Origin of the sequence: Nocardia sp. NBC_01388, from assembly GCF_045040085.1 — a bacterium.
Classification (GTDB): domain Bacteria; phylum Actinomycetota; class Actinomycetes; order Mycobacteriales; family Mycobacteriaceae; genus Nocardia.
Genome location: NZ_CP109553.1, coordinates 8,321,746 through 8,346,217, shown reverse-complemented (window position 1 = coordinate 8,346,217; position 24,472 = coordinate 8,321,746). Strand labels below are relative to the sequence as shown.

At 65.5% G+C, this 24,472-nt stretch carries 24 protein-coding genes and 1 pseudogene; 15 read left to right on the top strand and 10 right to left on the bottom strand.

The features are described from left to right. The first annotated feature begins 36 nt into the window (after window positions 1–36). Window positions 37–216 carry a hypothetical protein gene (locus OG716_RS39430; protein ID WP_405135284.1) on the top strand — a complete coding sequence of 60 codons (180 nt, stop codon included), beginning with the start codon at window positions 37–39 and terminating at the stop codon, window positions 214–216. 44 nt (window positions 217–260) lie between these two features. On the opposite strand, the gene OG716_RS39425 is transcribed toward OG716_RS39430, so the two are convergent. Together OG716_RS39425 and OG716_RS39420 are read right to left on the bottom strand one after the other, a co-directional pair. Next, on the bottom strand, window positions 261–1,493 hold the full coding sequence (locus OG716_RS39425) for a hypothetical protein (protein ID WP_405135283.1): 1,233 nt from the start codon (window positions 1,491–1,493) through the stop codon (window positions 261–263). 49 nt (window positions 1,494–1,542) lie between these two features. Next, a complete protein-coding gene (locus tag OG716_RS39420) occupies window positions 1,543–2,022 on the bottom strand; it encodes a hypothetical protein (RefSeq protein ID WP_405135282.1) in 480 nt (159 codons plus the stop codon). Between the two features lie 296 nt (window positions 2,023–2,318). Between OG716_RS39420 and OG716_RS39415 the strand changes: the two genes are divergently transcribed. Further along, window positions 2,319–3,008, top strand: coding sequence for a respiratory nitrate reductase subunit gamma (locus tag OG716_RS39415; RefSeq protein WP_405135281.1), 690 nt, complete (start codon window positions 2,319–2,321; stop codon window positions 3,006–3,008). A gap of 26 nt (window positions 3,009–3,034) precedes the next feature. On the opposite strand, the gene OG716_RS39410 is transcribed toward OG716_RS39415, so the two are convergent. After that, window positions 3,035–3,787, bottom strand: a complete 753-nt coding sequence (locus tag OG716_RS39410; protein WP_405135280.1) for a DUF1460 domain-containing protein — start codon at window positions 3,785–3,787, stop codon at window positions 3,035–3,037. 293 nt (window positions 3,788–4,080) lie between these two features. Between OG716_RS39410 and OG716_RS39405 the strand changes: the two genes are divergently transcribed. From OG716_RS39405 to OG716_RS39380, 6 genes are all read left to right on the top strand, one after another. Next, window positions 4,081–5,043 carry an SDR family NAD(P)-dependent oxidoreductase gene (locus OG716_RS39405; RefSeq protein ID WP_405135279.1) on the top strand — a complete coding sequence of 321 codons (963 nt, stop codon included), beginning with the start codon at window positions 4,081–4,083 and terminating at the stop codon, window positions 5,041–5,043. Continuing rightward, complete coding sequence (locus OG716_RS39400; RefSeq protein ID WP_405135278.1) at window positions 5,033–6,655, top strand: AMP-binding protein; 1,623 nt, start codon at window positions 5,033–5,035, stop codon at window positions 6,653–6,655. Before OG716_RS39405 ends, OG716_RS39400 begins: the two co-directional genes overlap by 11 nt. Before the next feature lie 87 nt (window positions 6,656–6,742). After that, window positions 6,743–7,378, top strand: coding sequence for a TetR/AcrR family transcriptional regulator (locus OG716_RS39395; RefSeq protein ID WP_405135277.1), 636 nt, complete (start codon window positions 6,743–6,745; stop codon window positions 7,376–7,378). 69 nt (window positions 7,379–7,447) lie between these two features. Then, complete coding sequence (locus OG716_RS39390; protein WP_405135276.1) at window positions 7,448–8,377, top strand: RNA polymerase sigma-70 factor; 930 nt, start codon at window positions 7,448–7,450, stop codon at window positions 8,375–8,377. A 40-nt stretch (window positions 8,378–8,417) separates the two neighbouring features. Beyond that, window positions 8,418–8,906, top strand: coding sequence for an SRPBCC family protein (locus tag OG716_RS39385; protein WP_405135275.1), 489 nt, complete (start codon window positions 8,418–8,420; stop codon window positions 8,904–8,906). Between the two features lie 33 nt (window positions 8,907–8,939). Beyond that, window positions 8,940–9,287: a hypothetical protein gene (locus OG716_RS39380; protein WP_405135274.1), complete on the top strand. Its 348-nt coding sequence runs from the start codon at window positions 8,940–8,942 to the stop codon at window positions 9,285–9,287. 445 nt (window positions 9,288–9,732) lie between these two features. Here the strand turns inward: OG716_RS39380 and OG716_RS39375 are convergent, their stop codons facing one another. Together OG716_RS39375 and OG716_RS39370 are read right to left on the bottom strand one after the other, a co-directional pair. Continuing rightward, window positions 9,733–10,953, bottom strand: coding sequence for a glycosyltransferase 87 family protein (locus OG716_RS39375; protein ID WP_405135273.1), 1,221 nt, complete (start codon window positions 10,951–10,953; stop codon window positions 9,733–9,735). Window positions 10,954–11,061: 108 nt separating this feature from the next. Further along, window positions 11,062–12,246 carry a S1 family peptidase gene (locus tag OG716_RS39370; RefSeq protein ID WP_405135272.1) on the bottom strand — a complete coding sequence of 395 codons (1,185 nt, stop codon included), beginning with the start codon at window positions 12,244–12,246 and terminating at the stop codon, window positions 11,062–11,064. Window positions 12,247–12,618: 372 nt separating this feature from the next. Here OG716_RS39370 and OG716_RS39365 point away from each other — a divergent pair, with 372 nt between their 5' ends. Next, window positions 12,619–13,017 (top strand): Crp/Fnr family transcriptional regulator, encoded by a 399-nt coding sequence (locus OG716_RS39365; RefSeq protein WP_405135271.1) that lies wholly within the window; start codon window positions 12,619–12,621, stop codon window positions 13,015–13,017. A gap of 73 nt (window positions 13,018–13,090) precedes the next feature. Further along, window positions 13,091–13,441, top strand: a complete 351-nt coding sequence (locus OG716_RS39360) for a hypothetical protein (protein ID WP_405135270.1) — start codon at window positions 13,091–13,093, stop codon at window positions 13,439–13,441. On the opposite strand, the gene OG716_RS39355 is transcribed toward OG716_RS39360, so the two are convergent. Together OG716_RS39355 and OG716_RS39350 are read right to left on the bottom strand one after the other, a co-directional pair. Further along, the gene (locus tag OG716_RS39355) at window positions 13,438–14,631 is read right to left on the bottom strand and encodes a glycosyltransferase 87 family protein (protein ID WP_405135269.1); all 1,194 of its coding nucleotides are present in this window, start codon (window positions 14,629–14,631) and stop codon (window positions 13,438–13,440) included. The genes OG716_RS39360 and OG716_RS39355 overlap by 4 nt on opposite strands. Before the next feature lie 447 nt (window positions 14,632–15,078). Continuing rightward, on the bottom strand, window positions 15,079–15,303 hold the full coding sequence (locus OG716_RS39350) for a hypothetical protein (RefSeq protein WP_405135268.1): 225 nt from the start codon (window positions 15,301–15,303) through the stop codon (window positions 15,079–15,081). Between the two features lie 150 nt (window positions 15,304–15,453). Between OG716_RS39350 and OG716_RS39345 the strand changes: the two are divergent. Together OG716_RS39345 and OG716_RS39340 are read left to right on the top strand one after the other, a co-directional pair. Next, window positions 15,454–15,705: pseudogene (locus tag OG716_RS39345) on the top strand (helix-turn-helix domain-containing protein); the annotation flags it as partial. A 60-nt stretch (window positions 15,706–15,765) separates the two neighbouring features. Next, on the top strand, window positions 15,766–16,374 hold the full coding sequence (locus tag OG716_RS39340; RefSeq protein ID WP_405140234.1) for a DUF5753 domain-containing protein: 609 nt from the start codon (window positions 15,766–15,768) through the stop codon (window positions 16,372–16,374). A gap of 83 nt (window positions 16,375–16,457) precedes the next feature. On the opposite strand, the gene OG716_RS39335 is transcribed toward OG716_RS39340, so the two are convergent. Continuing rightward, window positions 16,458–16,685 carry a DUF397 domain-containing protein gene (locus OG716_RS39335; RefSeq protein ID WP_405135267.1) on the bottom strand — a complete coding sequence of 76 codons (228 nt, stop codon included), beginning with the start codon at window positions 16,683–16,685 and terminating at the stop codon, window positions 16,458–16,460. 482 nt (window positions 16,686–17,167) lie between these two features. On the opposite strand from OG716_RS39335, the gene OG716_RS39330 reads away from it, so the two are divergent. Continuing rightward, window positions 17,168–17,857 carry a DUF4232 domain-containing protein gene (locus tag OG716_RS39330; RefSeq protein ID WP_405135266.1) on the top strand — a complete coding sequence of 230 codons (690 nt, stop codon included), beginning with the start codon at window positions 17,168–17,170 and terminating at the stop codon, window positions 17,855–17,857. A 97-nt stretch (window positions 17,858–17,954) separates the two neighbouring features. Here OG716_RS39330 and OG716_RS39325 read toward each other — a convergent pair whose 3' ends face one another. Beyond that, the gene (locus OG716_RS39325; RefSeq protein ID WP_405135265.1) at window positions 17,955–19,523 is read right to left on the bottom strand and encodes an adenylate/guanylate cyclase domain-containing protein; all 1,569 of its coding nucleotides are present in this window, start codon (window positions 19,521–19,523) and stop codon (window positions 17,955–17,957) included. Between the two features lie 201 nt (window positions 19,524–19,724). Then, window positions 19,725–21,542: an alkyl/aryl-sulfatase gene (locus tag OG716_RS39320; RefSeq protein ID WP_405135264.1), complete on the bottom strand. Its 1,818-nt coding sequence runs from the start codon at window positions 21,540–21,542 to the stop codon at window positions 19,725–19,727. 273 nt (window positions 21,543–21,815) lie between these two features. Between OG716_RS39320 and OG716_RS39315 the strand changes: the two genes are divergently transcribed. After that, window positions 21,816–23,510: a SulP family inorganic anion transporter gene (locus tag OG716_RS39315; RefSeq protein WP_405135263.1), complete on the top strand. Its 1,695-nt coding sequence runs from the start codon at window positions 21,816–21,818 to the stop codon at window positions 23,508–23,510. A gap of 5 nt (window positions 23,511–23,515) precedes the next feature. Beyond that, window positions 23,516–24,175, top strand: a complete 660-nt coding sequence (locus tag OG716_RS39310; RefSeq protein WP_405135262.1) for a GAP family protein — start codon at window positions 23,516–23,518, stop codon at window positions 24,173–24,175. Window positions 24,176–24,472: the final 297 nt, after the last annotated feature.

Here is a 24,472-nt window from a genome sequence, read left to right as displayed (position 1 = left end):
TAGGCCCGGCTCCGTTCGGCAGGCCCGGCGCACCGATTGCTGGCATATACCGTGCGCCAGTTCGGCCTGATTCCCACCCGTACCGGAACTCTCGCGGTAGCTCTTGCCGCACAACCGGATTCGGGGACGTTCGACGATGCCGCGACGGCACCGTCCAAGATGGCGGTGGTGCTCGCCGAGAATGCCGGCGAGCTCACCGGCGGTCACTGCTCGTGACGCGCCGGACCGAGAACGTCGTCAGTGCATGCCGGACGAGGCCGTCAGTGCATACCGGACGAGGCGCGCAGGCGCTGCATGACCTCCGGCTCGGGATGGTATTCGACGCGATAGCGCTCCGGGTGAATACCCTCGACAGGCCGCAAATCAACTGCGGCAGCGAGTATTTCCCAGGAGACGCCGAAGGTCTCGCCGGTCTCGACATTGGTGAGCGTGACATTGTGCGCCCGGGGCAGCAGGGTCGGAACCGCATCCGTCCACGGGGTGAAAGTCATCTCGGTGCCGTCCTGCTGACGCGCGTGCATGAGCTTCGCGGCCCGGTCCTCGGTCAGGTCCGCATCCAGGTCGGCGCGCAGGTGCTCGTACTGCTGCCCGTACACCGAGGCGGCCAATGTCGATTCCGCGGAACGGATCTCGCGCCAGGCCTGGTGATCACGCGACACCCGATACGGGATCAGCCGCCCGTCGTCGTCCACGGTGTACGGCACCGGCGACACCTCCCGGACCGCATCGTCGAACAGCTGCCGCGCCAGCTGCACCAGGCGCACCACGTGCTGCTCCGAGAATTCGGCGCCGATCAGCACACCGACGTTCTGCGCGATGAAAACTATCGGCCGCGCACCGGCTTTCGCGCCGATACCGGCCAGCCAGCCGTCCACCAGGGGCAGCGATCCGGCATACATATCGCCGTCGTTGTCCGGGATATGCAGTATCCCGGCCTTCGAACCGGGGTCGTAACCGGCAACGGTGTCGAGCGCCGCACCGGCGAGATTGCCACGCGCGGTGGCGAATACGGTGTCGGCGTCGACACCCCACTCCTCGAGATCGCTCGGCCCGACCCGCTTCATGGCGGTCGGCTGATCGATGACCACCGTCTCGATCAGGCACGGCAGAATCGGCCGCCACAGCGTGTGGTCCGCGATCCGCATGCCCTCCATCCGCTGATCGAGTTGGCCCGCCTGGCGGATCAGCGGGCGCAGGCACGGGGCGGCCGCCGCCCAGCCGTCGGGCAATTCGGCGGCGCCGAGCGACGGGGTCATCGTGAGGAAATCCGACAGCATGCGCTCGGTGTCCTCGGCGGAGGCCCCACGACAGCGTTTGAACACGGTGGTCAGATTGATCCGGCCGCGCTCACCGTCATGGGTCCGATAACTGATTTCGAAGGCCGCGGCATCGAAATCCGCTGCCACCACGGTGCTCTGACCGCGCACCACAGCCAACGCCCGCGCACCGAACTGCTTACGATTCGAACCGAAAACCCCACCCAGAAAACTCACGCGCCGGAATCTACGCGATACCACCGACCGGCGCAGAGCAATAGCGGCGTCAGCTGATGGTCGTGGAGGTGCCCAGGGTGAAGGTGTGGCCGTGCGAGGAACAGGTCAGCCCGGCGCCGCGCGGCTGACCGCCGAGGCAGCTCGCGCCCGCGTAGTCGAATCGGGTTCCGGCATAGACATTCCCGTCGGGCCGGGGCACATCGGTCAGCCAGCGGCTGCCCGGCTGCCCGTGCTGACCGCCGAGCCCGAAGGTCGGATGTGCGGGCAGGAACGATCCGTCGATGACGATATCGCTGATCGGCACGATGCCCCACAGCTTGTTGCCGGGAGCGAGATCGCAGCCCACATTGCCGTCGGCGGTGATCGCGCAGTTGTTCACGCCCAGCCAGCCCGAGAAATACAGGGTGTCGCCGACCATGAAGTCGGCATTGTTCGCTTCGATAACCCCGGAATCGGCGGCGGCCACACCATTGCCGGCCAGGGTCACGCCCACAGCGGCAATAGCGGCCCACAGAAATTTACGAGTCATGGTCGCCCACTCTATGGCAACCATGAAAAACCGAAAAACGGTACTACACAATCGAATCCGTATCAGATTCGACTCCTCGGCGAATGCCCCGGATTGCCGGGGCAAGTCCTCACACTCCCCTGATGACCAAGACCACGCCCAGCGGCAAACCAGTGGCGCACAGGCGACCGATCGACCTCGAATCCGGGCCAGCTATCGGACAGAGAATTGGCTACTGTTCGCCTCTATCCCAGCGCCCGTGTCCGTGCAACAGTGGTGCACTACAGCGGGATCGGATAGAACCGGGAAGTCGAACCATGATGTACGTGCTATGGGTCTTCCTACCCGGCGCCGCGCTCGCCTCGTGTATCGCGGGGCATGTCTGGCGCTACCGGACCGATAGGTTCCTCGGCTACCTTTACTGTCCGCGCGCCGATCGGGGACAGCAGTTCGGGAGCGTGGCCTTCCGGCTCGGGGCCGCGGGGATGTTCGCGGCTCGAATCGCCGAAGTGCTGCTGGCCGGACCACATTCACGCACCACCGGCAATGCCCACCTGCTCCTCTCGGCACTGCAGATCATCGCCGTCCCGCTCGCGGTGATCGGCGCCGGTGTCATCCTGATCCCGCCGTTGATCTCCGCCGAGGCCCGCCCCCGGATCACTCCGATCGACCGCATCACCATTCCGGTGGTCGTCGCCGCCCTGCTCTCCTCGGTCCTGATCACCTTCGACCCCTACTCCACCAACGACCGATATCGCACCGCGGAAACGCTTTTCACCTGGTGCCGCTCGCTGGTGGCACTGCATCCCAACCCCGGGGTCATGGCGCACGCACCCGCCATCTACCAGGCGCGCGGCCTGATAGTCATGCTGCTGCTGGCCATTTGGCCCTACACCCGGCTGGCCGGGATCTTCAGCATCCCGCTGCTGCGCCTACTGCGACGCATCGGCCGATCAGCGCAATCGTGGCAGGTCGCGATGCCGAGGCGGCTGCGGCAGTCCGTGTGAGCCGGCATTCCGTATGAGCGCCAAGATCACTGCGCGCGGTACACAACGATTCCAGGAGTCGTCCGCACGTAGTCGCTGAACGACGAGTCGACCACCTTGTTGTTCGCCGACAGCGAGGACGCATTGCGGAAGACCGGGCCGGCGGGAGTCGAGACGAAGATCCCCACGTGCGTGACATCCAGGCCGGGCTGGTCCGCGTACGCGCCGATGTAATCACCGGTGCGGAGCTGTCCGATGACATTGCCGTCCACGGCAGAGCTGGGAATGTAGGTGATTCCCCGGGCCACCACCGGCAGCCCCGGCAGGTAGTTGCTGCCGTCGGACTTCTCATTGAGGTTCTTGTCCACCGTCACCGCGGCGGGACTCAGGGACCCGGTGATATCGGCCGCGGCGATGCGCGGGGCATAGGCCCAATCGCTGAAGAAGTGTTTGCGGTGCAGGAAGTCGACCTGCCCGTCCCGGTACCGCGTCTGAATCAGGTTCGCCACGAACTGATCCCGATCGGCAGATCGGCTGAGCGCCTCCACATAGTCGAGATAGGTGAAGCAATCCACCCCCCGGAAGTCGATGACCAGCTGTTCGGGCTGGCTCGCCGAGCCGATGAGCATATCCGCGGTGTAGGGCGTGCCCAGGAACTGCCGGGACAGCAGCTCGACCAGGTCGCCCTTGCTCGCACCGCTGGTGCGCGCCGCCAGCAGCTCGTCGATCTTCCGCGAGGTGAAGTCATCGATATTCGTCGTGTTCGGTGTGGCCAGCGCGGCGGGCAGGATCGATGCCATCCCGCACATCACAGCCAGCATAACGAGCAGTACCCGAGCAATTCTGCGCAAGACGCCTCCTCAAGGTGAACACGTCGATCGTTGCACACTCCGATCGCCATCTGCCTGAACCGCCCGATCCCGGCACTTCCGCACCGACCGGCCTTGGCGACTCATGGCCGAACGGTGTTCATATTGACCGTTCATCGGCCCGTCACACCGGGGGTTGACACGCGTGCAGCATCTGACCATTCTGAACCTTGTTCAAAATGAACCGCGCTCCATGGCTGTCAACGAATGAATGAGGGTCAACGATGACGTCTCTCCCGTCACCGCCCACGCAACATCCACTGGTTCATCACCCGATCGCGCGGGGGCTCGCCCACCTCGTCGGTCCGCGCGGTCTGCGCGGCGACAGCCGGCTGCGGTCGGAGGTTGCCGGGAAGGTCGTTGTCATCACCGGCGCCTCCTTCGGTGTCGGCGCGGCGACCGCACGACTGTTCGCGGCGGCGGGCGCGACCGTGGTGCTCGGCGCGCGCAGTATGGACGCGCTGCGCGAGCTGGCCGCGGAGATCGACAGGGCCGGCGGTATCGCGCGGGTCTACCCGCTGGATCTGACCAGCGAGCAGTCGGTGACCGAGTTCGCGGCATCGGTCCTGTCCGACCACGGCCACGTCGACCACCTGATTCACAATGCGGGCAAGTCATTACGCCGTTCCATCCACCTGTCCTACGACCGCCCCAAGGATCTCGCGGCGACCACCGGCGCGAACTACCTCGGCCCGATGCGCCTGACGCTCGCGCTGCTGCCCGGTATGCGCGAGCGCGGCAGCGGGCACATCGTGAACATGTCCACGGTCGGCGTGATGTTTCCGATTGTGCCGAAATGGGGCTTCTATCTGTCCTCGAAGCTGGCGTTCGACTGCTGGATGCGAGCGGTCGGCATGGAGGCCCGCGTCGACGGGGTCACCCTCACCACCGTGTACGGCGGATTGATGCATACCCGGATGAGCGCGCCCAGTCGATGGATGCGAACCCTGCCGGGCCAGACGCCCGAGGACGCCGCGCGCGTGATCGCCCGTGCGGCGGTGCGGAAACCACGCACCCTGACACCGATCTACGGGCACCCGTCGGCCATCCTGTCCGCGGTCGCGCGCACCCCGCTCGAGGTGCTGATCGGCTTCGTCTACAGCCACCTCGGCGATACCAGGGAATCGCTCGCGCGGGTGCACACCAGCGCTCCCGATGCCGGGGAGGTCAGCAGCCATGTTCAGTGACCGTGGTGCTGCGCAGCCGTGGCGGGCCGCGATATCGGCACTGCTCAACTCCGGTCTGCTCGGACCGCCCACGCCCGCCCAGGCGACCCGAATTGTGCGCGGGCTGTGGCGATTCGGGCCGACACCGGCCTCCCTGCTCGCCACCTCCGCCGCCCGATATCCGGCCCGGATCGCGGTCATCGACGATGCCGGGACGATCACCTATGCCGAATTGCAGGCCAGAGCCGAAGCGATTGCCGCCGGACTGCATGCCGTTGCGCACGAACCCCGGTCGGTGGGCATCCTGTGCCGCAATCACCGGGGCTTCATCGAAGCCACCGCTGCCGCAGCACAATTGGGCTGTGAACTGATCTTCGTCAATACCGAGCTGCCCGCGGCCCAGCTCAGCGCCGTGCTGCGGCGGCACGGTCCGGACATCCTCATTGCCGATGACGAGTACGACGATGCGATCGCGGCATCGGATTTCGCCGGATCGCATATTCACGCCTGGCGCGACGGGCAACCCGCAACGTCGTGTCCGAGTCTGGATTCCCTTGCCGCCGAGCGGCATCCGCGCCCACCGCGGGTGCGCAGCAGCGTGGGCGTCACACTGCTCACCTCCGGAACCACGGGACTGGCCAAAGGTGTTCCCCGCTCGGTGAATCTGCGATCCATCCTCGAAATGGGCGCCAGCGCAATGGGTATCACCCGCTTGCGGTCCGGGGATACGATCTGGGTAGGGCCGCCCTTCTTCCACGGCTTCGGCCTGGTGGCCATGTTCGGCGGTATCAGCCTCGGCGCAACCGTGGTGTGCCGACGCCGATTCCAGGTGCAGCAGATGCTCGACGATATCCGCACCCATCGCGCCGATGCTCTCATCGCGGTACCGGTGATGTTGCAGCGATTACTGCGCGTACCCCTCGAACAGCGGCAGGACATGTCATCGCTGCGGGTCGTGATGACCGGGGCGTCGCCGATCAGTCCGGCCACCATCTCCGAATTCACCACGGCCTTCGGCCCGATCCTGATCAACGGGTACGGCTCGACGGAGGCCGGGATCGTCTCCATCGCCACCCCGGCCGATCTGATCGAGGCGCCGGGCACGCTCGGCAGGCCCGCGATCGGCGTCTCCGCCCGGGTGCTGCGCCCCGACCATACCGATGCGGCGGTCGGCGAAATCGGGTCGATCTTCATCCGCAGCGGGTTCGTCTACAGCGGTTACTCCCCCGACCCGCAGACGGCGGTGCCAGCGAAAATCGTTGTGCACGACCATGTCGACACCGGCGACAAGGGCCATTTCGACAGGCACGGCCGGCTCTATATCGACGGCCGCAGCGATGACATGATCGTCTCCGGCGGGGAGAACGTGTTCCCCGGTGAAGTCGAGAACGCGCTCGCCGCCCATCCCGCGTTCACCGATGTGGTGGTGATCGGCATGCCCGATCCCGAGTACGGGCAGATTCTCAAGGCCTTCCTGGTGCTGCACGAGAACACGCCGCAGCCCAGCGTCGAAGATCTGAAAACCCATGTCCGCCAACGTCTGGAGCGCTACAAGGTGCCCAAGGAGTTCGAATTCGTTGCCGAGATCCCCCGCAATGCCAGCGGCAAGATCCTGCGGAATCAACTCCGATGACCTGGGTGCCGCGGCGGTTTGACAAGCTCCGCGGCACGCCAGCATTCTGAACCGTCCAGTGATGAGCGGCATTTCGAAAGGCGGGCGATGGCGACCAAATGGGGTGACCGGGACAGCCGCCGCCGGGACATTGTGGCCGCGGGCCGGCAGCGGCTGACCGAAGCCGGTTATGCGGCACTGCAAATGCGGGATGTCGCCCGGGTCGCCGGTATCAGCACGGCCACGCTCTACACCTATTTCGCGAACAAGGAAGCGCTGTTCGCCATGCTCTACGCCGAACGCCTCGACGAGCTCTCCGCCGAGATCGGACCGGCCTGCGAATCGGTCAACGATATGGAGGAGCTGTTCGCGACCGTCGCCACCGCGTATCTGCCCGTGTATCAGGTGTTCGGGCGCGAACTCAATATCTGGGTGCTCATCGCGGGCGAATCCGGTCTGGACCCGGAGGCCGCGATCGCGCTGGCGGGTTCGGCGGGACGACTACTGGGCACGCTCGGCACCACGGTGGGCAGGCTGGCCCGCGAACAGCTCGACGTGCCCGAGGACGAACTCGGGCTGGTGCTGCCGCTGGCCTGGTCCACCATTACCGGCCTGGCCGATCACTTCACCTCCGTGCGGCAGACGCTGCACCCGTACACCTGGGATCAGCTGGTCCGGTTCACCGCGCGCACCTTCATTCGCGGACTGAGCCGGACGGCGGCGGATATTCAGCCGGGCGGGTAGCCCTCGGCCCGGCGAAACGCCGACCGGTCCGCAACGCCTGGAACGCCTGGCGCGGATACGTTGGTATTCGTGGAAGATCGACGGGTAGTCGGCGAGGTTCGCCGGGGGGACGATGCGGAGGCGTTCGACGAGCTGCGGCCGCTGCTGTTCACCATCGCCTACGAGATGCTCGGCAGCGCGGCCGATGCCGAAGATGTGTTGCAGGACAGCTATCTTCGCTGGCGCGAGACCGATCCGGAAACCGTGGAGAATACGCGCGGCTATCTGACGCAGATCGTTACGCGGCAGTCGCTCAACCGATTACGGTCGCTGCGGCGTCGGCGCGAGGACTATATGGGCGCGTGGCTGCCCGAACCGATCCGCATGGAGCACGACGCCAGTCATGATGTGCTGCTTGCCGAATCGGTGTCCATGGCCATGCTGCTGGTACTGGAGACACTCGGTCCGACCGAGCGGGCGGTCTTCGTGCTGTCGGAAGTATTCGGCCACAGCCTGGTCGAGGTCGCCGGCATGATCGGCAAATCCGATACCACCGTGCGCCAGATAGCGCACCGGGCCCGGGAACATGTTCGGGCCCGCCGCAAGCGCTTTCAACCCGACAGCGATACCAGCCGGGCGGTAATCAGCCAGTTCGTGCGGGCCGCCGATACCGGTGATGTGCAGACCCTGATGGATGTGCTGGCGCCGGACGTCGTGCAGATCTCCGACGGCGGCGGAAAGGTCCATGCCGCGCTCCGCCCGATCAGCGGCGCCGCGCAGGTGGCCAATTTCCTCATCCGCCTGGCCCGGACCAGCATGGCGGATATGCGCGCCGAATTCGGCATCTTCAATGCACTGCCCGCGGTCCTGTTGCGATCCGCCGACGGGCGGCTCGATTCCGTCCTCATGGTCGAGTTGACCAATGACCGCATCACGACGCTGTATGCGGTCCGCAACCCCGACAAACTGCATTCGACCGATACCGTGCGCACCCTGCGGCGTGACGGAGACCACAGGTGATCGAATGTCACGGTCGGGAAGCGGGCGGTGTCTCAGGGGTATGGAAACAATCACCGTCGAACGTGTCATCGCCGCCCCGATCGAGCAGGTCTTCGATTGGTGCGCAACAACAACGAACTATGAGCGCACCCGCTGGGTGCTGCGCTGCACCCTGACCCACCCCGGCCAGGACGCGCCGTACGGCGTCGGCGCGATCCGCGTGCACACCTGGCTGATCGGGCGCTTCGACGAGCGGGTCACCCGCTACGACCCGCCCCGCTCCTTCGACTACGTCGTCGACCGCAGCTTCCCCCCGGCCCGGCACAAGATCGGAACCATGACCTTCACGACGGTCCCGACCGGCACCAAGGTGGTCTGGTCGACCACCGTCGAAATGGCGATACCTGTCGGCACCGCCTTCGCCACCCACTGGATCAGCCGACCGGTCATCAGCCACGTCTTCGGCCGAATCCTGCGCGCCTGCGCCGCGGATCTCGAAACGTCGAGGACCCCGGACACCTCGCAGCGGTCTACCGGCAGCGCCCGGTAGGACAGCGCCGGAACTCGGTCGACGCCACGATGGATGATTCGTCCGCGGCCAGCCGGTGGCCGCCGTCTGCTACATGAAGGACGATTCCTTTGTGAGACCGAGGGATTCGTCGCCGCCGGTGATGATCGGCTGGCAGTTGCCGTAGCCGATCGCGCCGGAGGAATCGGTGACGCGAATGACGGTGTCGCGGATCTGGTGGAGCCGGCGGGCGGCCTCGTAGGTGGAGCAGTCGGGGATGCGTTCGCCGTCGATGTGCTGCTGGGGGCCGCGCCAGGATCCGTGGTGCCGGCCGTCGAGGCCGAAGTCGAGATCCAGTCGTCGAACGAGGTGCGCACACCGTCGACGCTCACCCAGCCGGAGGCGGTGCCGATCTGGTGGTAGCGCACCAGATCCGACATCACGCGGTAGCCGCGCCGCATATGGGTGCGGTCCTCCAGCTGCGCGGGCAGGGCGGCCTCGAACAGCCAGTCGAAAGCTATGGGCTGGCAGTCGTTTTCGTCGAGGCGGAACCGAATCTTGCGCAGCGGCTCGATGATCTCGTAGTGGATCGGCCCGATCGAGGTCAGTTCCGGGTCGGGCGCCAGCGTGCGGCTGCCACGCACGGTGATCTGCTCGACGCCCTGCGAGATACCCGCACACGCGTCGAGCACATTGCGATTCTTGTACTGCCCCAGGCCGAAACCGAGCTGCCGCGAACCGTCCGGCGCGCACGCCATGGCGCACACCTTCTCGGTCCAGGCCAGGTCACTGGTGGCCACCGTGGCGACGGTATCGGCGATCTGATGATTGAAGCCTTCATCGGCGGGGCCGAGCGGTCCGATCGGATTCATCCACAGGACGTAACGCACTCCGCGGGCAGGCGTGAAGTAGCGGTCCCGGCCAGCGGACGCCGCGCGATCAGGAAGCCGTAGGCCAGCACGGCGAGGAACACCAGGACGTGAGAGTTCTCCAGGATCGGCTCGCTGTGCCAGGGCTTGGGGAGCAGGAAAATGCCTACGGACACATAGTTTTCGCCCCAGTGGTAGGCCCAGGCGCCGGTCGAGACGAACAGCAGGGCGGCCGCGATCCACCAGCGCGGGTTCGACTGAGCCCGGTGCACGAGGTGCACCAGCAGGGGGACGAACCACACCCAGTGGTGGCCCCAGGAGAACGGGGATACCGCGCAGGCGGTCATACCCGCGATGGTCACGGCCAGCAGCCGCTCACCGCGGCGGTGCAGTGCGGCGGTGAGGGCCAGGCTCGCGATCGCGACCAGGCCGGTCAGCACGACCCACAGCCACAGCGGAGACGCGCCGTCGGTCAGGTGTGCGAGGAGACCGCGAATCGATTGATTGGCCGGATTGGTATCGGGCGCAATGCGATCGGACTGGAAGAACGTCGAGAACCAGTACTGGTGCGAATCTTCGGGCAGGACGATCCAGGCCAGCGCGATGGAGCCGAGCAGTACCGCTGCGGCAATGCAGGCCGAACGCCATTGGCGCAGAGCGAGATACTGCGCGATGAAGTAGGCCGGGACGAGTTTGACCCCCGCTGCCACACCGACGCCGATGCCGCGCAGTCGGCCGTTGTCGGGGCGCGAGAAGTCCCAGAGCACCAGCAGCATGAGCACCAGATTGATCTGGCCGTAGAACAGCGTGGTGCGCACCGGCTCGAGGAAGAGGCAGGTAATCGCAAGCAGCGCACTGATTCCCGCCAGTCGGCCGGTGATGCGGTATCCGAGGGTGCGCCAGCACAGCAGCACACAGCCGTAGAGCACCGCCACGTTCAGCAGCAGTGAGGAGTAGGTGAGCCAGGTCCAGGGCACCACGACAATCGGCAGAAAAACCAGTGCCGAGAACGGCGTATAGGTATACAGCAGCCCGAAGAAGGTCGACTCCGTATACAGCGGCCGCCCCTCCAGTACCCGGTCCCCGCCATCCCGGTACACGTGCGCGTCCAACCCGCCGGCGAGAATCCCACCCGACTCGTTCAACCACGGATCAACCGTGGCGAACACCAGCACCAACGCCACCACCGCACTCACCGACAGCACGAAAACCGTTGACACCGAACATCTGAACTCCCGCAACCCCACTCTCCACACGGGTCTTTACCTTACGTAAAGAACTCGCTGGGTCATGACCCCGAAACTCGGGGTGCCGGGTATGACGGTCTCTCAACTGGTGCGGATCCGCAGTCCCGGATTCTCCGCGACGATATCGGCGACCGCTTGGGCGGTCATGGTGACCTGCGGCACCAGCGGTAGCAGCTGTGTGATGAAGGGGGCGACCTGCTCGAGGCGTTGCGGGCCGATCTGCCGCAGAATGCGCCCGAGATCGATCGGAGGTGCGGGCGAGCCCGGGGTGCCGAGCACTCCCGGCTTGTCATCGGAGAATCCCGGTTCGCTGCTCACGCCGCCCTCGCTGACGAGGCCCATGGCCAGAGTTCCGGAGATGAGCGCGCCGCCGCTGTCGCCGGGCAGGGCAAGTGCGGTGTGCTGGAATCGGATCGGTGGCCGCAGCGGATCGGGCTGATCCACGGCGGTGATCACACCGCAGGTGTATCCGGTGGTGACACCCGACTTACACACCGGAGCGCCGACAACCGGAATCCCGACGCCGGTCACCGCGATCGCGGAGGCGCCGACCGGCCCTCGAACCAGATTGTTGTCGAACGAGTCCCGCGCAGCGTCGTCCAAACGAACAATCGAATAGTCACGGGTCCCGTCGACGACCGACTTGCCGAAGGAACCGAGACGCTCGCCGAGCTTGCGGTCAGGCAAGAGCTGATATGCCTTCTGATCGCTGATATTCGGCTCGTCCGCGAGCGCCAGCAAATTACAGTGCCCCGCCGTGAGCGCCACCGATGTGCCATCACCAGCCGCCGCATTGAACGCCCAGGAGCACAGACTCCCCTTCAGATTCGAACTCAGCGGCACCCCCTCTGGTCGCGCGACAGCGATATATCCATCACCGCCCGCACTCTCGCCGAGGTCAGCAGCGTCCGAAAGCCCGGAAATCCGCTGGTCGATCCGATCCGCACGTGGATCCCACTGCGCCGCAGCGGCATCCGCCAAGTGAAACCCGTTCTGCCGAGCCGCAATGCGAACGTCATCGTGGCCGGGCTCCACCGAGACCACTCCCCCACCACCAGAATCGAGCCAGACTCCCCCCAACGCCCCGGCAGACCGCCTGTTCTGCTCCGCCGCGAACAACCCCAGCCGCTGAGCCACCTCAGCCCGCCGCACATACTCCCCCGGCGACAGTCCCAAATCACGCCCGACCGCCGCACCCAGCGCCGCAGGCAAACCCACCTCCGGCACAGCCTCCCCACCCGCCGAACCGACCGCCGGCGTGGACAAAACCAGAGTGAACAGAGCAACAACCGCACTGTGACACATCATGTTTTTGACCTTCACACCTACGAAAGTACTGCGCCAACCTTGAGTAGTGGCGATTTACCAGTCGGTCCGGCCGCGTCGAAGAGCGGCTGGGTCACGCTAAAGCCGCACTGCTATCGCCCCCCGAAGGCATACGCAGCAACCAATTCAGCCACCAACCCCACAGTCTCCATACCGGTCATTATCGATGGCTCTGGATGCCCGCGGCCGGTCGCCCCGTTGTGTAACCGCGGATACGCAGTGGGTGTTGTCGCGGTGGCAGAACTCTTCTCCGAACGGGGCCAGTATCGGTCTCAGACCGAACGCCGGCCGGATGCCAAACGGACGGCGAGCGTGGACGCAGCAGAAAATGCCGAGACGCTCACCTCGAGCCGGGCTCAGCTCGAAGTCCTGCGCGCCGCGAATCCCGGCATCGACCGCATGCTCACCGCCACCCTGGTCGAACAGGTGCGGCGGCTCTCCGCGAATGTGCGGGAGGCACTGTCTCTTCCGGTCGAGGCGCGGGTGGTGCGCCGACTCGCCAACCTCGCCCGCATCTACGGCGGACCCGCGCCGATCGCCGAAATCCGGCTCACCCAGGACGATTTGGCCTCGATGGCCGGCACCGCCCGGGTCACCGCCAACCGAGTGCTCCGCGATCTGGCGCAGCGCGGCATCGTGGCGCTGCGGCGCGGGCGGATCATTGTCACCGATCGCGCCGGGCTGCTTGTCGCGGCCAACCCCCAGTACTAATCCGAATTCCTCTATCCGCGGCCCATTCTCGGACGACAATCGTGATGTTCCAGGAAATTCCCAGGAGGACACCATGATTCGCAAGATCGCAGCGGCGGCGGCCATCACCACCACACTCCTCGGAGCCGGCGCGGGCATCGCGCAGGCCGAAACACCTGCGGCCGAACCCGTTGCCGTGCAGCCGGTCGCCGCGGGAATGACACAGTCACTCGCCGGCGAGCAGGTCGGCACGGTGGTCGGGACGGTCATCGGCGTCGGTGCGGGCGCAGTCGTGGGCGGCGCCATCGGATGCGTCGTCGTAGTACCCGTCTGCCCCGCCACCACGATCATCGGTATCGGTATCGGCGGCGTGGCGGGCGGCGCTATCGGCGCCAGTCTCGGGGCCGGCGCCGGAGCAGCTCTCGGCGCGCAGATCCCGGGTTAGGCATCCCGCGACTTCTCATGGCTCGAGGCATCCGGTGGGGCGTCGAGCCGGGTGCGCCGGGTGCCGAACAGGAACAGGGCTACCAGTAGGACGCTGAACCAGACGTAGGTGTTGCCGATGATGTGCTGCCAAGGGGTCCAGTGGGATGCACGGTGTTCACCGTCGGGGAGCCAATTCTGCGGGCCGATCACGAAGATCGCGGCGGTGATCGCGATGACCAGGTACCAGCCTGCGGCTCGGCGCCAGGGTAGTCGGGTGGCGTAGCCGACCATTGCCAGGAGGGCGGGGGCAATCCAGATCCAGTGGTGTGACCACGAGATCGGGGAGACCAGGAGTGTGAAGACGGCGTTGATCGCCAGGGCCAGGGGCGGGAAGTCCGCGGCGCGGCGCATGGCGGGCAGCACCAGTGCGAGCAGGGCGGCGCTCAGTACCAGCCACAGGATCGTGAGCAGTGGCTTGTGGATTTCGAGTCGAGCCAGCACGGCTTGAATCGACTGGTTGGTGTGGAATGCCGAACCGCTGAGGCCGGACACATTGCCCAATCCGCCGAACCAGTACTTCATCGACGCGTGCGGCAGGACGGCAAAGGTGAGGGCGGTTGCCACGGCGCCGGTGATAGCGGCGGTGACAGCGGCCTTGTAGTCACGGCGGATCAGGAAGAAGAGGATGAACGCGGCGGGGGTCAGTTTCACCGCAGCGGCGATACCGATCAGCATGCCGCGCCGCCACGTCGGCTTCTCCGCCAGACAGTCGGCCACCACCAGCACCATCAGCAGCAGATTGACCTGGCCGAAATCCAGCGTCGAGTGCGTCGGCTCCAGCAGTAGGCCCAGCGGCGTGGCACAGGCGGCCACCCACAGCCCGAGGCGCCGGCGGCTCTCCCCCGGCCACACCCGCCGCGCCACCAGATAGAAGGAGACCGCCAGCGCGGCCACGGAGGTCACAAAGAATGCGATACGAGCCGCATCCCAGGGCATCAGCGCGAACGGCGCGAGCACCAGCGCGGCGAACGGCGGATAGATGAACGGCAGCCCGATCCCGATGGTGGTCTGCGGCAACTGCCCGTACATATCCCCGCCGTGCCACAGCGCCTGCACGCCCAGCCGATACACCTGCAGGTCTATGAACCCACCTGTGATCTTCTTGAACGGCCACACCGGCAGCATGAGACACAGGGCGGTCAAGCCCACACAAAACGCCGGAACCAGCCACATCACTCGCCCTAAACGGCGGTCCAGCGACTTCGGCACATCAACAGCGGTAGAACTCGTCATCCGCGACTACTTTATCGGCGTCCTCGGCGGGGGTCACACCCGCACCGACCGGGCCCTCCGATGAGGGATCGAGGCCTGGTCGCAGCCGCGGGCGCGAGGGGTCTGGGATCGTCGGACAAAAGGCGGCCACGGTCGCCGATGACCGGTCACCGGTCGTCGAGAATCGTGCCCGCCCGTCCTGCTGCCTCGGGCATATATGTGACTCGGCCTGAGCGGTCGAAGATCGCACCTGGACGGCAAATTTTGACGCCGTGAAGGGGTCTTTGACCGCTCAGGCCGGATGCGCGCCGGAAAGATTCTCTCGCACAGGAAAAATACCCGTGTGCCTCGTCTCGGCGCCGGCTGCCGGACGAGGCACACGGTTTAGTTGTTGTTCTGGAACAGCAGCTTTCCGAGCATGGAGCCGATGGCGTGGCCGGAGCCGGCGGCGCTGCCCGAGCCGAAATCGCTGATCTCGGAGTTCTGCTGAGTGTTGTCGATCGGCTGCAGTTGCACGTCGGCGCCTGCGGTGCCCGCGGTGCTCACGAGGGCGGCGGCGATGGCGGCCGTGCCCAGGGCCGTGCGGACGAGTGCGCTCTTGGTGTTCATGGTTCCTCCCCGTGCCGCCGGTGGGCGGCAAAAACGATCTTGACGCAAGGGATCATGCACTGCCACAACGCTTCTACACAAGCCTTGATTCAGGTCGTGAGCGGGCGAGTCTTGACTTGCCTGAATCAAGATGGTTCGATCTGAATCATCATGGTTCCAGTAAATCAGCCGACACAGGGCGCGACCGAGGCGGCAGCACCTGCCGCGAATTCGGTTGCGTACCAGTCGCGTCCGCGCCAGCAGTTGGCCGCGGAGCTGCGTCGGCTGCGGGACCTGGCCGGAATTTCAGGAAGGGAGCTCGCCAAACGAGTCGGAATCAGTCAGTCGACGTTGTCTCGGATCGAAGCGGGCACCGTTGTTCCACCGCTACCGCAGGTGCTCGAATGGGCCAAAGCGGTTGGGGCGGACGCGGATTGTCAGCAGTCGTTACACGCTCTCACTGAAGCGGCACACTCACCCGAGGTGCATGACTGGGCGGCCTCGCTCGCGGAGCGCCCGCATCTACAGGACGATGTGCGGGCATTCGAAGAGGACGCGCACGTGGTGCGGAACTTCCAGCCCACGCTGGTGCCCGGACTGCTGCAGACCGCCGACTACGCCCGCCGGGTGTTCGCCACTTTCGATCCGCCGTATTCGCCGGACGCTCTGACGGCCGCGCTCGCCGCGCGCCTGCATCGCCAGCGTGTGCTGTACGACCCCGCGAAACGCTTCGAATTCCTGATTACCGAAGCGGCCCTGCGCTTTCGGCCCGGACCGCATCGCATACTGCTCGCCCAGCTGGACCGCATCATCTCGATCGAGACCCTCGATACGGTCGTCATCGGGGTGATTCCGCAGGACATCGAGGCGAGCACCACGATCCCGCACGGATTTGTCATCTACGAGAACGAGGACCACGCGCTGGCCTCCGCGGAACCTATTCCGGGAAGCATGGTCACGCGCGGCCCCGAACTTGTCGATGCCCATCGCCGACGCTGGGTGGCTTTGACTCGAATGGCTTTGTTCGACACCGATTCCCGAGAATTTCTCGCGGAACTCCGGGACGAAATTCACCACATCACAACCCATTGACCAGATTCCAGCGGCCGTCGAGGGGTCGGCCGCATGTGGGGGTGGTGGTGTCGCAGCGAATTCGCTGCGACACCACCAACACATCAGTCGACGAAATCGAAATTGAATTCGCCGGCCCGCACACCTGATACGAACGCTTTCCACTCGGATCTCGTGAACCACAGCGTCGGGCTGTGCCGATCCTTGGAATCACGCAGTGCGATCTGACCTTCGTGGTACGCGACCTCGACACAATCGCCGCCGCCGTAACTGAAGCTGCTCTTGGCGAACTTCGGCCCGCGACGCTCTCCGCGAATCATATTGCAGCTCATAGCATTCATTCCTTCCCCCCGAGGGTCACTCCCCATGACCCTTCTGGTGAATCACGTACGACACACACAGTGCTATCCGAACCACCGGCCGCGCAACTGAATTCGGCCGGGCCCGCCCGCCGGTGGATCGAAATGCTCATAAGGGCAACCTTACGGCGACCCACCGACAAACTGCCGTGCCGACGGAGCCACCACCACCCCTCCGGCCGGACCGATAAATGAGTCGCGTCGGCTCCGGCCGGCGAACGATACTCTGCGGGTGGAGAAGAAGGACCCGGCCCCCGCTTTCTGGGGCACCGGTCGGTGTTAACGTTTTGCTCAAAGGTGCCCGAGCAGGGGTTTCGGGCGGTGATGCGTCGAAGCATGTTGGACCGCAGGTGATTACGCGGATCGGTACGGATGCCGCTACGCAACGAGGGCTGATACGGGTCGATGTGCGGCTTGCGTACGAACGGTCGCAGTGCCGAACTCGAGGGGCTCTCATGCGGACCGAATCACTGATTGTCGCCTGCGTCGCGGCGGGCATCGCCTGGGCCGCCAGCGGCTGCGATCCGAACTCCACACCGGGGTCGATGTCGACCACCACTCCGGCGGCCCAAACCTCGCGGGCTCCAGGCCAACCCGGGCAGCCCGCTCAACCGGGGCAACCCACCCAGCCGGGGCAGGCGACCCAGCCCGGCGGCAGCACCTCCGAAGCCGGCGCCGCGCCCGTGACCGGAGGTCCCGTCGCCGACCCGACGACTGCCGCCGACACCGCAACTCCCAAGTGCGTGACCGCACAGCTCAACCTGGACAAGGGAATCGGCGGCCCGGTCGGAGGTGACTGGTTCCTGAAGTTCATCAACAACAGCTCGCGAACCTGTGTACTGCAAGGATTCCCGGGTGTCTCGCAGACCAACGGGCCCAGCGGTGACCCGGTCGGCGAGCCCGCCGAACGAGACCAGAGCCCGCAGGCGCCCAGCGCCGCCCCCGTCACCCTCGCACCGGGCGGGGCAGCCCGATTCGAGTTCATCAGCTACCCCAAGCAGATCAACGATTGCGCCGCCCTGCGCACCAGCACCCTGCGCGTCTACCCGCCCGACAACACCGAATCGCTATGGCTGCCCTGGGACAACCTGATCTGCCCGAGCCCGCAGCGCATGCTCGTCGTGCGAGCGATCACGCCCATGTAGGCCTGCCGTCCACCTCCGTGGCGGCGGCCGTTAATCTTCCACGGCACCGAATTCACCCCGACGGCTACGGCTGCCGCGAGGAGGACGGCCGCAGAGATCATGCGCTGCGCGGGCGGGCGAGGACGGTGGGCTCGACCCGTCCGCGTAGCGTCACCGATTCGCCGAGTTGCCAGTGTGCTGCCTCCTCCGCATCCGCATCGGTGACGGTCGCGGCGGAGGCCAGCAGTCGGCTCGTATCGTTTTTGGCGAGTTCACACAAGCGTGCGGCCTCGTTGACCGCGTCGCCGATCACTGTGAACTCGTAGCGGCGCCGGGCACCGATATTGCCCGCTACGACGCGCCCTGCGGCGACGCCGATACCTGCGGTGATGTCCGAGCCGGAAGTGCTCGAGCGGTGCTGGATCGAGCGAGCGCAGGCCAGCGCTGCGCTTTCGGCGCAGCGGAGCTGCACGGGTGCACCGAAGATCGCAAGGGCCGCATCGCCTTCGAATTTGTTGAGCAGTCCGCCGTGCTGTTCGACTTCGTCGACGACGAGGTCGAAAAAGCGGTTCAGGATCTCGACGACCTCGGTGGCCGGCCGAGTCGCGGTCATGGTGGTCGAACCGATGATGTCTATGAAAAGTGCGGCCGCCAAGCACTCTTCACCGCCGAGCTCCGAGTCCTGGGTGATGGCCGCCTCGGCGACATCGTGTCCGACGTGCCTGCCGAACAGATCCTGAATTCGATCGCGATCTCGCACCTGCCGCACCATCCGATTGAAGCCGTTCTGAAGCTCACCCAGCTCGGTTCCGTCGTACACGGTGACTTGTGCTTCGAGGTCGCCGTCCTCGACCTGGTGCAGTGCTCGACGTACGCCCCGGATCGGTGCCAGCGCGGCCGACAGTGCCTGGGTCATCAACAGCATGCCGAAGACGAGTGTCGCTGCCCCGAGGGTCAGGACGCAGGTGGCGAGGCGGGTGGTGGTCACCGACCGTTCGAGCAGGGCCAGTACCGCCACGGTCATCGACAGCGTCACCGGCGCTCCGGTTCCGAGTATCCAGGCCAGCACCGAGCGTCCGAAGACGCCGATCCCCTGGTGCCGCCGGGACACCGCTGCGTCCAGCACCCGTGCGGTCACCGGTCGCAATGCGAACTCGGCGGCCAGGAAACTGTTCGCGCACACGACGATTGCGGTGAAACCGATGCCGAGCATCACCTTCGCGATCAGTTCCCGGTCGGTGTGCCCGTACAGGGGCGTCATCACGACCAGGCATCCGAGCCACAGGGCCGCCTCCACGATGACCAGGTGCATCGGTACCGCCGTCGTCGCGGCTTGTTCGAACTCGTCGGGTACCCGATCGGGATCGATCGCCCACTGCAGTGTTCGCAGGCACCAGCGGGTGCCCCAGACGATACCGATCACGACTGCCAGGGCGGCGTACAGCGGGAACACCACAAAATTCAGGGTCAGCAATTCCCTGGTGAACAGCGCGGGCCCCGGCAGCACGAACCCGACCAGAACAACGACCATCGCAATGCCGAAACAGTTTGTGACCACGATCGAGCTGGTCAGCAGCAGTTGGATTCGGATGCGCCGGACGCCGGACTGCTCTGCCGTCGTTCCCAGCAGCCGCGAGCCCCATGGTGTCGGATCTGGTGCCACACGGGCGACGTTGAGGTCGACCATGGATTGCAGCGTACGCCTGGCTACCTTCTGGAACAGCGTCCAGGTGACGGCTGCCACACCGCGGGCGTGTCAGCGCCTGAGGCGCTGCGCAGGGCCTGCAGGGGTCCGCGCGAAACCGGCCCGAACGGATACCCGCCGGGCCGGAACTATGAAAGTGTTTCAGGGGCAGAGTATTTCACCGACTGCCCTGGCTGTCGCGCCTCAGGGGGTGACGATGGGGAAGTCCACATCCGCGGTATCGAGCAGACCTGCGAGGGTGGCGAGCACCTTCGGATCCCCTTCGACACCCACGCCGTCGAGTCCCTTGCCCGCCAGCACACCCAGCAACTGCGGCTTGGTGAGGGTCAGCGTGAGGTCCGCGGCACCGTGATGAGGTGCGTCCTTCGTTGCGGTTCGATGGGTCAGCGCACCGTTCGACATGGTCAGGCGCACCGTCTCGGCGTCGTCGGTGACCTTCCAGTCCATGATGAAACCGGTCTTCGCGGCCTTCGGGCCGTTCACCCGCACGGCCATGGAATCGATGAGCATCTCGACGGTCAATGCCATCGCCATTTCCGGGTTCGCGGTGTCGATCGCGGTGTGCACCACACCCTTTCGCAGTTCCATCGCGCCGGAGAGGTAGAAATTGCGCCACGGCCCGTTCTCCGCGCCCTGACCCAGCTTGTCGTAGACCGCGGCGAGGGTCTCCTTCGCCTCGCCATTGCCGGGCTCGGCGAAGATGGCGTGGTTGAGAAGTGTTGCGGCGAAACGCAAGTCACCGCTGTCGATATAGCTCTTCGCCTTGGTGATCACCGCGTCCACGCCGCCGTAGTCCACGACGTAGCGCTTGGCCTGCTCGACGGGCGGGTGCTCCCACAGGTGTGCGGGGTTGCCGTCGAACCAGCCCATGTAGCGCTGGTAGATCGCCTTGACATTGTGGCTGATCGAACCGTAATAGCCACGGTTGGCCCACCTGCTGTCCAGTGCCTCGGGCAGTTCGAAGGACTCGGCGATCTCGGGGCCGGTGAGTCCGCTGTTGAGCATGCGCAGCGTCTGATCGTGCAGGTACGCGTACATGTCACGCTGGCCGGCCAGCAGGTCGACGAAGCGCTCCCTGCCCCATACCGGCCAGTGATGCGAGGCGAAGGAGACGTCGATCTTGTCGGCGAACATGGCGATGGCTTCGTCGAGGTAGCGCGCCCAGATGCGCGAATCGCGAACCACGGCGCCGCGCAGGGTGAGGATGTTGTGCATATTGTGAGTCACGTTCTCGGCCATACACATTGCGCGCTTGTCCGGGAACAGGAAGTTCATCTCCGAGGGCGCCTCGGTGCCCGGGGTGAGCTGGAAGACAATCCGCACACCGTCGACCGTTTCCTCCTGACCGGTACGGGTGACATCCACGGTCGGCGGGATCAGCGTGATGGTGCCGGTCGAGGTGGTCATGCCCAGGCCGCAACCGATCTGGGAGTCCGGTCCCTTCGGCAGATTCGCTCCGTACATGTACGCGGCGCGACGGGTCATTGCCGTTCCGGCATAGACGTTCTCACTCACCGCATGCTCGAGGAAACCCGACGGAGCGATCACCGGGACCTCGGCATGTCCGTGCGGGAGGACACCGCGCGCGCCACCGAAGTGATCACCGTGCGAGTGGGTGTAGATCAGCCCCGTCACGGGACGGTCCCCGCGATGCTCGCGGTACAGCGCCAGCGCGGCGGCGGCCGTCTCGGCCGAGATCAGCGGATCGATGACGATGACGCCGGTGTCGCCCTCGATAATCGTCATATTCGACAGATCGAGGTTGCGCACCTGGTAGATGCCGTCGGTCACCTCGAACAGGCCCTGCTTATTGCTGAGCTGGCCCTGGCGCCACAGACTCGGGTTCGCGGTCGGAGGGCATTCGCCGTCCAGGAAGCTGTACGCGTCGCCGTCCCAGATGACTTTCCCGTCCGCCATGGTGATGACGGCCGGTGACAGTGCGGCGATGAACCCGCGCTCGGCATCGTCGAAGTCGGTCCGGTCCTTGTAATCCAGCGACATGTCCGCTCCCTCTTCGTTTCGTCCTGATTTACCCCGATCGTTCTCGCAGCAGAGCGCCGCCGCCTCACCCGACACGGATGATTTCCATTCCGGATTCATCACTCGGCGTTCACGTCGGCCTACTGTCCGAACAGCACGAGACCCCGCGATCGATGCAGTTCACCCCTGACGTGTGAGGACGAAAGCGACTCGGCAAGGGAATGTGATTCGACGACTTCTCTGCCCGCAAAACAACAGATCCTGGCCGTGAAACAACAGATTGCGGAGCGAACAATGACAGCTGATACGCCCGACCTGCTGAAGCGGGCGCGGACGAAGCTCGGCCGCCCGAGTAAATCGGATGTCACCGCCGGAATGGCGACCGGCCTTTTCAGCATTCCCGAGGGCATGGCCTATGCGTCGATCGCGGGCTTCAACCCGGTCATGGGCCTGTACGCCGGTGTCGTGCCGCCCATTCTGGGCTCGCTCACCTCTTCGACCGTACTGATGGTCACCACTCTCACCAGCGCGATAGCGCTGACCGGCCAATCCGCGCTGTCGGACGCCGGGCTCGACCCGCAGGACGGCGGCAATATCGCCGCGCTCGGGATCATGGTCGGCGCGATCATGCTGATCATGGGACTGCTGCGACTGGGCGTGGTGCTCAGCTTCGTCTCCAACGCGGTGATGATCGGTTTCTCCACGGGCATCGCCCTGCAGATCGTCACCGGTGTTTTCAAGGACGCCACCGGGTACAAGCCCGGCGGCCACAACAAGCTGGTGCAGCTGTGGAACTGGCTGGCGGGCATCTCGCACTGGCAGGCCACCACCACCTGGGTGGCCATCGCGACCATCGCGGTGTGGGCCATCGCCCGCGCCATACCGAAACTGAGCTCACTGGCGCTGCTGGTCGCCATGGTCGTGGTCAGTATCGCGGTCGCCGTCATGAGTCTCGATGTCGAGTTCGTGGGCGATATCTCGCACATTCCGGGCGCGCTGCCGAGCCTCTCGATCCCCAACCTGGATGCCGTTCCGCACCTGCTGCCGGGCGCACTGGCCGTCGCGATGGTGGCGCTGGCGCAGGCCGCCGGTGTCGCGCCGTCCATGCCCAATCCCGACGGCAGCCGCTCGAATATGAACTCCGACTTCGTCTCTCAGGGAGTCGCCAATATCGGCGGCGGGCTGTTCCAAGCCCTCCCGGCGGGCGGCTCGCTCTCGCGGACGGGCGTCGCGAGCAGCGTGGGCGCGAAAACCCGCTGGGCCGGCGTGATTTCAGGTGTCTTCCTCGCTCTCGTGGTGCTGACGTGCGCGAGTCTGGCCGAGCGCATTCCGGTTCCGGTGATCGGCGGGCTCATCCTGGTCGTCGGTGGCGAGCTGATCTTCGGGAAATTCAAGGACATCGCCCTGGTCTGGAACACCTCGAAACTGTCGGCCGCGGCCATGATCGCCACCTTCGCCGCGACCACCCAATTGCCGTTGCAGCAGGCGATCGTCATCGGCGCGCTGCTGTCGCTGCTGCTGTTCTGCGTGCAAGCCACGCACGGCACCGAGCTGACCTCCCTCGAACGCGACGAGGACGGCGCGTGGACCATCGCCGATGTTCCCGCGACGCTGCCCTCGAACACGGTGACCGTCGTCAACTACGACGGATCGAGCTTCTTCGCCGAACTACCCCGCCTCGAGGCCGCCATGCCGGATTCGACGGGGGCCCGCAATCCGGTCCTGGTCCTGGTCCTGCGCACCATGCCCGACATCCCGTCCTCGGCAATCCTGAAACTGTTCCGGCGCTATGCCGACACCCTGAAAAGCCAAGGTGGACAACTCATCCTGGCGGGCGTGCGCCCGGCTCAAATGCAGGCCATGAATCGCACCGGCATCACCGACCTTCTCGGCCGGGACAACATCATCCCGGCGACATCGGAGCTGCTGGGCCCCCTCGATATCGCCCTGCGACGGGGACAAGAGCTGATCGACCAGGGAGAGCAGTGAATCAGATGGGTTCAGTCATCGGAGATCTACTCCCACTGGCCGTCGGTGTGGCCATATCGCCCATCCCGATCGTGGCCGTCATCCTGATGTTGCTCTCGCGCAATGCTTCCGGCGCGGGTACGGGTTTCGCCACCGGCTGGGTGGTGGGGCTCCTCATCGCTACGGGCGTCTTCCTGCTGCTGTCGGGATCGATCGATAACTCGCACAGTTCGGATCCGAAACCCGCGGTGTCGTGGGTTCGGATCGCACTCGGTGTGCTGCTGCTGGCGCTGGCGGTCAAACAGTGGCGCAGCCGCACGGACACCTCGGCACCGGGATGGATGCAGGCGCTGGACAGCGTCACCTTCGTCAAGGCGGCCGGGCTGGGCTTCGCGCTGTCTGCGGTGAATCCGAAGAATCTGCTGCTCTGCGTCTCCGCGGGCGTCGCCATCGGTACCGGTGGCCTGTCGGGGCCGGCCGAGGTGGGGGCAGTGCTGATCTACACAGCGCTCGCGGCGACAACCGTGCTCGTTCCGGCCATCGGATACCGGCTCGCCGCCGACCGGGTGCGCGGCAGCTTGGAATCGCTGAAGAACTGGCTTCAGGCGAACAACCATATGGTGATGGCAATAGTGATGCTCGTCATGGGCGCGGTCGTTCTCGGCAAGGGGATCGGCGGACTCTGAGACATCCCCTCCCTGCCGAAACGCAGTGCGCCCCCATCTTTTCGGATGGGGACGCACTGCGGTAACGGCTGATGCGTTATTACATCGAGCCCCAGGACTGGAGCAGATAGGTGATATTGGCCAAGGTCGAGGTCACTACATCGGCAAGATTGATGACCGCGGAACCGAGATCGATAATGGGGAAATTCATGAGATACCTCGCTGCTGGTGGTCATATATGACAGCGGGTGCGAAGGACAACAACCCGCGGAATGCGATTCAAAGTCTGGATCGAGCGTCCAGTTCGCGCCTCACCCA